The organism is Clostridium sp. CTA-6 (assembly GCF_054768115.1).
In genome coordinates this window covers 1-739 of sequence record NZ_BAAAAU010000033.1, presented here as the reverse complement: position 1 = coordinate 739, position 739 = coordinate 1, and the positions used below count along the sequence as shown (strand labels likewise).

General features: G+C 32.3%; 1 protein-coding gene. It reads right to left on the bottom strand.

Going from position 1 to position 739, the window contains the following annotated elements:
- A partial coding sequence (locus tag ACYUDJ_RS21325) for a triple tyrosine motif-containing protein (protein ID WP_460290030.1) occupies window positions 1–739 on the bottom strand: 739 nt, incomplete at both ends.

Here is a 739-nt window from a genome sequence, read left to right as displayed (position 1 = left end):
GTTACATATTGATTATCTAGCATAATATCATATGTTTGTATAGTTGCTTTTCCGGAATTATAATCAACATTAAAATTTTTCTCTACTTTTCCATCTACACTTGCATTACTATATTTATCCTTTACATTTACTGCTATTATATATTGTCCGCTTTTATTTGGTGTCCAATTTGCATATCTGTCTTCCTTATAGTCCCTTATCTTTGTCCAAACTCCTGTTGATACATCTTTAACCCAAAATTCATATAATACTCCATTTGGACTGCTTGCATAGCCTTTTATTGTATATGTTTTYCCYGATGCTAGCTTTCCATTTGTTATATATTGATCTCCTAACATTATATCATAGGTTTGTATTGTRGCTTTCCCTGATTGTGTCTCTACCGTGAATGTTTTCTCTACTCTTCCATCCATACTTGTGTTACTATATTTATCCTTTACATTTACTGCTATTACATATTGTCCATTTTTACTTGGTGTCCAATTTGCATATCTGTCTTCTTTATAGTCCCTTATCTTTGTCCAAACTCCTGTTGATACATCTTTAACCCAAAATTCATATAATACTCCATTTGGACTGCTTGCATAACCCTTTATTGTATATGTTTTTCCTGATGCTAGCTTTCCATTTGTTATATATTGATCTCCTAACATTATGTCATAGGTTTGTATTGTGGCTTTCCCTGATTGTGTCTCTACCGTGAATGTTTTCTCTACTCTTCCATCCATACTTGTGTTAC